Origin of the sequence: Campylobacter sp. CN_NE2, from assembly GCF_027797465.1 — a bacterium.
GTDB lineage: Bacteria > Campylobacterota > Campylobacteria > Campylobacterales > Campylobacteraceae > Campylobacter_B.
Window position 1 is genome coordinate 1073297 of the sequence record NZ_CP115608.1, and the last position, 9000, is coordinate 1082296.

Annotated in this window: 9 protein-coding genes; 5 read left to right on the forward strand and 4 right to left on the reverse strand. The window is 36.3% G+C overall.

The genetic code is table 11. From position 1 onward, the window contains the following. The first annotated feature begins 2 nt into the window (after positions 1–2). The 5 genes from rlmB (at position 3) to PF028_RS05345 (ending at position 4492) form a co-directional block, all read left to right on the forward strand. The gene (gene rlmB, locus PF028_RS05325; protein WP_270861371.1) at positions 3–683 is read left to right on the forward strand and encodes a 23S rRNA (guanosine(2251)-2'-O)-methyltransferase RlmB; all 681 of its coding nucleotides are present in this window, start codon (positions 3–5) and stop codon (positions 681–683) included. Continuing rightward, a complete protein-coding gene (locus PF028_RS05330; RefSeq protein ID WP_270861370.1) occupies positions 676–1614 on the forward strand; it encodes a hypothetical protein in 939 nt (312 codons plus the stop codon). Before rlmB ends, PF028_RS05330 begins: the two co-directional genes overlap by 8 nt. Before the next feature lie 66 nt (positions 1615–1680). Continuing rightward, the gene (locus tag PF028_RS05335; RefSeq protein ID WP_270861369.1) at positions 1681–2886 is read left to right on the forward strand and encodes an LL-diaminopimelate aminotransferase; all 1206 of its coding nucleotides are present in this window, start codon (positions 1681–1683) and stop codon (positions 2884–2886) included. Then, entirely contained in the window at positions 2886–4151 is a 1266-nt protein-coding gene (locus tag PF028_RS05340) for a homoserine dehydrogenase (RefSeq protein ID WP_270861368.1), read from the forward strand. The genes PF028_RS05335 and PF028_RS05340 overlap by 1 nt, the downstream gene beginning before the upstream one ends. Then, entirely contained in the window at positions 4151–4492 is a 342-nt protein-coding gene (locus tag PF028_RS05345) for a YraN family protein (protein ID WP_270861367.1), read from the forward strand. The genes PF028_RS05340 and PF028_RS05345 overlap by 1 nt, the downstream gene beginning before the upstream one ends. 6 nt (positions 4493–4498) lie before the next feature. Here the strand turns inward: PF028_RS05345 and PF028_RS05350 are convergent, their stop codons facing one another. From PF028_RS05350 to PF028_RS05365, 4 genes are all read right to left on the reverse strand, one after another. Further along, positions 4499–6067 (reverse strand): inorganic phosphate transporter, encoded by a 1569-nt coding sequence (locus tag PF028_RS05350; protein WP_270861366.1) that lies wholly within the window; start codon positions 6065–6067, stop codon positions 4499–4501. Between the two features lie 101 nt (positions 6068–6168). After that, positions 6169–7281: an MBL fold metallo-hydrolase gene (locus PF028_RS05355; RefSeq protein WP_270861365.1), complete on the reverse strand. Its 1113-nt coding sequence runs from the start codon at positions 7279–7281 to the stop codon at positions 6169–6171. A 103-nt stretch (positions 7282–7384) separates the two neighbouring features. Further along, the gene (locus tag PF028_RS05360; RefSeq protein ID WP_270861364.1) at positions 7385–8113 is read right to left on the reverse strand and encodes a tetratricopeptide repeat protein; all 729 of its coding nucleotides are present in this window, start codon (positions 8111–8113) and stop codon (positions 7385–7387) included. Between the two features lie 49 nt (positions 8114–8162). Next, positions 8163–8942 (reverse strand): OmpA family protein, encoded by a 780-nt coding sequence (locus tag PF028_RS05365; protein WP_270861363.1) that lies wholly within the window; start codon positions 8940–8942, stop codon positions 8163–8165. Between the last annotated feature and the right edge of the window lie 58 nt (positions 8943–9000).

Sequence of the window (9000 nt, forward strand, 5' to 3'; positions counted from 1 at the left end):
AGATGATTATTTACGGAAAACAGCTATTTTTGCATATTTTGGAAAAGCACGGCAATAAATTCGAAAAAATTTATCTCGCAAAAGAGTGCGACAAACGCCTTTTTTCCAAAATCGCCGGACTTGGTGTTAAGATTGAACGCGTTGATCCCAAAAAGGCTCAGGCGTTGGCTCACGGCGGAAATCATCAAGGTTTTTTGGCTGAAATTTCGGATTTTGAATTTTGCGACATTAAAAACATAAAAAATGCGAATTTTTTAGCCGTTTTATATGGACTAAGCGATGTCGGAAATATCGGTGCTATCGTGCGTTCGGCTTATGCATTGGGTGCTGATGGCGTTATTTTAGTCGGTAAAAGTTTTAATATAGAAGGCATTTTACGCGCTAGTAGCGGGGCTGCACTTGAAATAAATATCGCAAAGTGCGAAAACGGGCTTGATTTGTTAAATGAATTAAAGCAAGTTGGTTTTAAAATTTACGCCACAAAAGCAAACGCTAAAAGTGTTAAAGATATTAAATTTAACGGCAAAATCGCCCTTGTTATGGGAAGTGAAGGCGACGGACTGCCAAATAAAGTTTTTGAAAAATGTGATGAAAGTATCTCGATAGCCATGAAAAACGACTTTGATAGTCTAAATGTAAGTGCGGCTTTTGCGATACTTTGCGATAGGATTTTAAATGGATAAAAAAGAAAGCATATTACAAAAAGAGTTAAAAAAACTCGAAAAAATCGGCGTTAGGGAAATTTCAAAGGCAACGCATATCCAAGAAGAACACATAGAGTCGATTTTAAATCAAAACTATGAAAATTTGCTTGATTGTAATGCAAATGGCTTTGTTAAAATTTTAGAGCGAGATTACGGCGTAGATCTAAGCGAGTGGTTGGAAGAATTTAATAAAATCAAAAGCGAAACTAAAACAACAAAAACAACGATAGATAGGCAAGTTGCTATGCCGAATTTGCAAAACCACAAAAAAACAAACTGGAAAATTTGGATTTTGTTGATTTTACTTTTAGTTTTAGCGGTGATTTATTTTAAATTTTATGATTTAATCAAAAAACCTATCGATGAGTTTTTAAATGAGAAAAAAGTTGAATACTCAAATAATCCTATCATCAACCAAGCCGAAGAAACGCTTAATAAAGTCGGTATCGAAGTGCCTAAATTTGATGAAAATAATTCGCTATTAGTGCCGTCAAAACTTTTTGTTGGTATTGATGAAAATGATAGCAATATATCAACTCCAAATGCGCTCGATCTTAGCATACAAATGCAAAATGAAGCAAATTCTACCGATGAAAATATCACTAAAAACGAAGAAAATTTAACGCTTCCTGCTCAAATTACCATAACGCCAAATTATCAACTTTGGCTAGGAACTATTGATCTAAAAACCGGTAAAAAATGGGACACTGTGGTCTCGGATAAGATTACGCTTGATTTGGATAAAGATATGCTAGTTATGGCTGGACATGGCTTTTTTGACATGGATATTGGCGATGAAAAACAGCAAATTAGAGAAAAAAGTGTAATGAGAATTCTAATCAAAGATAAAAATATTACATTTATCGACAGTGCCGAATTTACAAGGCTAAACGGGGGTAAAGGGTGGTAAAATTTAACATTTTTTACAAATTCAATATAAATTTGAAAATAAATTCGAAATAATAAGGAGAAAATTATGTTTGACGAAATTCGTTTCAGTAAAATTGAAAGATTGCCAAATTACGCATTTGCCGAAATGGGTGCTATGAAAATGGCTGCTAGGCGAAACGGCGAAGATATAATCGATCTTTCTATGGGAAACCCTACCGGCCCAACTCCGCCACACATCGTAGAAAAGCTTTGCGAAGCAGCACGAAAAGAGAAAAATCACGGATATAGCGTAAGTCAAGGAATTTACAAACTTCGCTTAGCGGCTTGTAATTGGTATAAACGCAAATATAATGTTGATTTAGATCCCGAAACCGAAGTTGTCGCTGTTATGGGAAGCAAAGAAGGCTTTGTGCATTTAACAACGGCGATTATAAATCCGGGCGATGTAGCCGTAGTGCCTGATCCTGCTTATCCGATTCACACACAAGCATTTATCTTAGCGGGCGGAAATGTCGCTAAAATGCCGATTGATTATAATGAAAATTTAGAGCTTGACGAGAATAAATTTTTTGAAAATTTGCAAAGAACGATTGACGAGAGTATCCCAAAACCAAAATATGTCGTTGTAAATTTTCCGCACAACCCGACCACCGTCATTTGCTACAAAAGTTTTTATGAAAGACTTGTTGCAATGGCGAAAAAAGAGAGATTTTATATCATATCAGACATTGCTTATGCTGAACTTGCATTTGACGGATATAAAAGCCCTAGCATTTTTGAAGTAGATGGCGCAAAAGATGTCGCCGTTGAGTGCTATACGCTTTCAAAAAGCTATAATATGGCAGGTTGGCGTGTCGGCTTTGTTTGCGGAAACAAACGCCTTATTTTTGCACTTAAAAAAATAAAATCGTGGTTTGATTATGGTATGTTTACTCCTATTCAAGTAGCTGCTACCATAGCACTTGATAGCGATCAATCGTGCGTTGAAGAGATTAGAGCTATGTATGAGCATAGACGAGATGTCTTGGTTGAGAGTTTTGGCGCAGCAGGTTGGGAAATACCAAAATCAAAAGCAAGTATGTTTGTTTGGGGAAAACTTCCTGCAAAAGTCGGAAATATCGGTTCGAACGAATTTGCAAAACAGCTTCTAACCAAAGCCAAAGTCGCCGTAAGTGCCGGTGGCGGATTTGGCGTGGCAGGGGATAATTATGTCAGAATCGCTCTCATAGAAAATGATAACAGAATTCGCCAAGCAGCACGAAATATAAAACAATATTTGAAAGAGTTATAATGAATATCGCAATACTAGGTGTCGGAACGGTCGGAAATGAAGTAGCAAATATACTTTTGCGAAATAAAAGTGTCATTACTGCTAGGGCTGGGGTTGAAATCAACCCTGTTATCGGCGTTGTGCGTGATTTAAGCAAAAAACGCACGGCAAATTTACCCCTAAGCGATGATATAAATTCAGTCATAAACCGCGATGACATTGATGTATTTGTCGAGCTTATGGGCGGCGTTGAAAAGCCTTATGAAATAGTAAGCCATATTTTAAAACGCAAAAAAGCAGTCGTAACTGCGAATAAAGCTCTTCTTGCTTATCACAGATACGCATTGCAAGATTTAGCCGCAAATACGCCTTTTGGCTATGAAGCCAGTGTGGCAGGTGGAATTCCTATCATAAAATCTTTACGCGAAGGGCTAAGCGCAAATAAAATCGAAAAGATTATTGGCATACTAAACGGCACTAGCAATTATATTTTAACAAATATGATGCAAAAGGGCGAGAGCTTTGATGAAGCCTTGAAAAAAGCACAAGAACTAGGCTATGCAGAAGCCGATCCGACCTTTGACATAGGCGGATTTGACGCAGCTCACAAGCTTTTAATCCTAGCTAGTATCGCTTATGGTGTTCATGGAAATCCAGAAGACATTTTAATCAAAGGCATAGATCGTATCACGCAAGAAGACATCTATTTTGCTAATGATTTTGAGTATGTCATCAAGCTTCTAGCAATCGCAAGACGCGTAAGCGACACGCAAATCGAGCTTCGCGTTCATCCTGCACTTTTGCCAAAAGATAAAATGCTTGCAAAAGTTGATGGTGCTATGAACGGCGTTGGCGTTTTTGGGGATTGTATGAGCGAAAGCATGTTTTATGGACCAGGAGCTGGTGGGAGTGCGACTGCAAGTGCCGTTATAAGCGATCTAATCGACATCGCTAGGGGAAATAAAAACCCGATTTTAGGCTATAAAAAAGAGCTTCAAAACAAATTTAGCATTTTGCCTATGCAAGAAATTCGCACCAAATATTACTTGCGAATTCGCGTAAAAGACGAAAAAGGCGTTTTGGCAAAAATCACAAATTTGCTAAGCGAAAATAACCTTTCAATAGACAGTTTCTTGCAAAAACCAAAACTAAAAACAGAAGAGTCCGTAACGCTATTTTTTACCACACACACCAGCCTTGAAGCAGATGTCAAAAAGGCGATGAGCGAGTTAGATTCGCAAGAATTTGTTACCGGACGACCTTTTATGATACGAATAGAAGAGTAATGGGGCTTAAAGAGTATCTTTTTGGATTTTCGGCGGAAAGCAAGGCTTGTGAATTTTTACAAAATCACGGCTTTACGATACTTTGCCGAAATTTCCGCTCTCGCTTCGGCGAAATCGACATAATCGCCAAAAAAGATGAAATCCTGCATTTTATCGAAGTTAAAGCCACGCTTGGCGAATATGAAACAGCTTACCGCCTTACAAAATCCAAATTTGAAAAAATTTTAAAAACAATAAATTTTTTTATGATGAAAGAGAATTTTTCAAACGAATTTCAAATCGATTTCTTGGGAATTTCAAAAAATTCAGTGAATTTTATAGAAAATATTTCGGCAAATTAAACCGCCCTAAAATATAGCTCTAAAAACCAAAAACCAAAAACTTGCCATTAAAGCTGACGCTGGTAGTGTGATAATCCATGCTAAGCCGATTGGCTTCATCAGTCCCCAGTTTGTGCTTTTATTGACTAATCCTATGCCTAAAATCGCCCCGATTAAAACATGCGTCGATGAAATCGGTAGCCCAAAAATAGAAGCCGCCATAACCACAGCAGACGAGCTAATCTCTGCGCTAAATCCGGAAGCAGGGTGAATTTTAGTTAATCCTCCGCCCACAGTAGAGATAACCTCTCGCCCCATAAACCAAAGTCCAGCTACTAGGGCTGCTGTAAAAGTTAGCATTATCATCGGGTTTGTAGGGGTGTGCGGATTTATCGAATTTGTCGCAAGTGTGTCTAAGATCGCTACAAATGGACCAACGGCGTTTGCTATATCGTTTGAGCCGTGCGAAAAAGCAAAACCAGAAGCAGTAAAAACTTGAAGCCATGAAAACATTAAAAATGTCGATTTATCCAGATCCGAACGACGCAAAGTCTTAGCAAAAATAAACATCGCAAGCCAAACTATCAGCGTTATCATGCCAATTATAAGATAATTATGAAGATTGCTTAACCCTAAATCTAAATTTTTTAACCCCTTAAAAATAAAAACACCAGAAACCACCATGGCTCCACCAGCAGCAACCATAGGAATTCCAAGTTCAAGCGCTTTGTGGGATTTTAAATTCTCTTTTTTCTCATCAAGCTCATTTAACTTTTTATAATACTCACTATCAAGTTCATCGGGCGTAAAATCAGGATTTTCCATAGCATTTATATCGTGATTTATGGCTTGTGTGTAAGCAGCTTTTTGAATATCGTTTAGGGTTTCATAAATTTTTTTCTGTTTTTTTCTAAGCTCTTTTTTCTCTTTTTTTATCCGTTCGATTTTAATCTGAGCGATTTTATTATAATTTATAATGTATTTTTTAATGACAGAATAAACAGTGTAAGATAAAATTCCACCAATCAGTGGCGAAGCTACCCACGAAATGGCGATCGTGCCTACTTTTTCCCATTTTATCAAATTTGTCGGCGATATGTCGGGATTTTGCATTAAAAATCCAAGAGTTAATCCGCCGCCGACTATGCCACCGACGATTGCGTGAGTAGTTGATACAGGAAGCCCTTTTTTACTAGCAAAAAGTAGCCAAAGACCGGCTGAAAATAGCGCACTCATCATCAAAAATATAAAATCGTTAGGATTAACTTCAAGCCCGTCAAGTGCGATAATTCCACTGCGAATCGTCGATGTTACTTCACCACCTGCGATAACAGCACCACTTGCTTCGAAAATCGCAGCCACACAAAGGGCTTGTGTAATGCTTAGAGTCCCAGCTCCAACGCTTGTGCCAAAAGAGTTTGCAACATCGTTTCCGCCGATATTAAACGCCATAAAAATGCCAAAAACAGTGGAGAGCAAAAATACAATCTTGTTTCCAGAGCCGATAAATCCGAAGCCCCAAATAATAAAATAGATAGAAAATCCAAACAAAATTCCGAAAAATAAAAGGTTTAACTTAGAAGTCTGAAAATTCATAACTCTCCTTTGGAATTCTTAAATTCTATCCAAAAAAAGGTTAATTTTAGATATATTAAAATTTACTGAATTTAAAAATTCATAAAGAATTGCTTACAAAACTACTCCCACCACTTTTCGCTTCTGAAATTTTTTAAATCAAGTGGCACGATTTGCCCGATTTTAGGCGTTACAAGTGTAAAATCAAAGTTTGAATTTTCATAAATTTTTGTAATATCACGCAAAGGCGCATTCCAAACATGGTAAGAAATTCTGTATTTTGAGTTATGAATCGGCATTAAAATTTGCGTTTTTAAATCCGTTGCTGCTTGTAGTGTCTGGGACGGAAACATATGAATTTGCGACCATGCGCTATCGTATTGTCCGTTTTCTAAAAATGCCAAATCTATTTTTCCGAATTTTTCGCCAAATTTTTTAAAGTGTTCGCCGTATCCGCTATCGCCACCGAAAAATACCTTAAAATCATCAAATTCAACCAAAAATGAAGCCCAAAGACTTTTTCTTTGATCAAAAATCGCTCTACCTGAAAAATGTCTAGCACTTAGGCAGTGAATTTGCAAATTTTGCTCTATTTTTAGGCTTTCGTTCCAATCAAACTCAAAAATTTTAGCTTCATCAAAGCCCCAACTTTTAAGATATTTTCCTACTCCAAGCGGAACAAAAATTGCCCTGATTTCATCTTTTTTTGCTAGTTTTTTGATAGTTGTGCGATTTAAATGATCATAGTGGTTGTGCGTAATGATAAGATAATCGATTTTTGGCAAATCGCTAACGCTAAATACGCTACTTCCGTTAAACGGCGATACCACAAAAGGAAACGGCGAAGCAGAATTTTCAAAAAGCGGATCGACTAAAAATGTGGAATTTTTAAATTTAAACAAAATGCTAGAATGCCCAAGCCACGCAAAATAATCGCCCTTTTCATTTTTAAAATCTCCTTTTACGCTTGGCACTTTTTTTGGGTCGTTTGGATTAAAAAACATTCGTCTGACTTCGTTTTTATCGTTACTTTTAAATTCATCATTTTGAACCATAATCGCGGTGTTTTGGAGATTTTTTGCCTTGCCGCCAATGAAATTTGGTGAATTAAAAATGCGTTGTTTTGTTGAAGAAATTTCGCTTAAAAAAACACCTTCAATGTCAATCCAAAAAATAACCAAGCCAAAAACAAAAACCAAAAAAACTAGCATAATTCTTTTTAAAATCTTTCGCATTGTGTAAAATCTTTTTATAAATTTAGCGAATTTTACCAAATTTAAAAGCAAATTTAATAGAACAATTCTCCAAATTTATTGTCTAATTCTACAAAATAAAAAACTATTTTATAAGCTTTTTATACTCCGTGCATGAAATTTTATCGCCCATTGCACATGCTCTTGCATAGTAGTTTTTCGCATTTTCTATATCACTTCTGCCTTGATAAATGATAGCTAAATTTCGACACGATGTGCCGACATCAAGTTTGCAAAGACGATCTGTATAAAAAATCGCGGCTTGGATATTTTCAGGTGTTCCTTGTGCCTTAAAATACAAATTTACCAAAGTCTCGCAAGAATCCTTATTTCCGTTCTTGCAATCACTATCAAGCCTTGCGATAGCCTTTGTATTTTCTAGCGTAACACTGCCGTTTTCGCAGTAGTCATCTTGCCCGTTTTTACATAAAAATGCCCTTATTTCGCTTAGGCGTTTTTTGTTTTTATTTGAAGCCGAGTGAATTCGCTCAGCGCCCTGACACGCTAAAATATTATTTTTTTTACAAATATTTTCATATAAATTTAGTGCCGTAGTGGTATCTTTTTTAGTTCCTAGACCATTTTCGAACATTTGAGCTTGTGCGATACAGGCATTTTCATGACCACTTTCACAGGCTTTTTTGAAAAATAAGAACGCTCCGTCGTCGTCTTTTTGGATATTCTGCCCGATATAAAGCAAAAGCCCGATTTCATAACAAGCCCCACTGTCGCCTTTTTCACAAGCGATAAATTTAATATCTTCAATAGCGAATAAATTTGCAATAAAAAGAATAATAAAAAGTAATTTTTTCAAATTTAACCCCTTTTGAATGTAAAATTCGGATCAAATTTGATCCGAATTTTTAATAATTTGTTTGTATAATAACTCTACGATTTGGTCTTAGACACTCTTTAAGCTCTGCACCTTTTATGCCGTTACAAGATACAACCTGATCTGTTGTTCCCATGCCCGCTACTATGATAGCATCAGCCGGAATGCCCTGTTTGACAAGCTCATTTTTAACAGCATTTGCCCTTTTTTGCGATAAAGTTTGATTATAGCTTTCGTCTCCAAGTCTATCAGCATAGCCTAAGACCTGCACTTTTTGAACCATTTTTTTATCGATTTCATTAGCTTTTTGAGCTATTTTTTCATAACCGTCTGCTTTAATAATATCTTTATCAAAATCAAACAATAAATCTGTTTCGATTTCTAAATTTTGATTTTGCAACTGCACGGGCGGAACACCTGCACAACCTTTTGGATTGTAAAATGTGCTTCCGACTTTATAATCTTTATCAAAAATAACTTTAAATTGACAAATTTTATCCACATCTCCTGCTTTTTTCTTTAAGTTAAACAGATAGTCCCATTCTCTAACGGCATACAAGCCTTCTTGGTGATGCGGATGTCCGATTAGGAAATAAATTTGATCTTTACTCATACCTTTTTCGATTTTGCCTAAATTCTCTGAATTTGGGTGAGTTGGAGCATCGATCCAAGTTTTTTCTGGATCAGGAAAAGTTACATCGTCCCACTGCATAACACCGTTATCTGGGATATTATCGCTTATTCTAGTGGTGCAACCACTAAAAAATAAAATTCCTGCCAAAGCCAAAGCCGATATTATAGTTTTTTTCATTTTTTTAACCTTTAAATTTACAAAAACGAAACCGAATTTAAATTCGGTTTCGCATTAT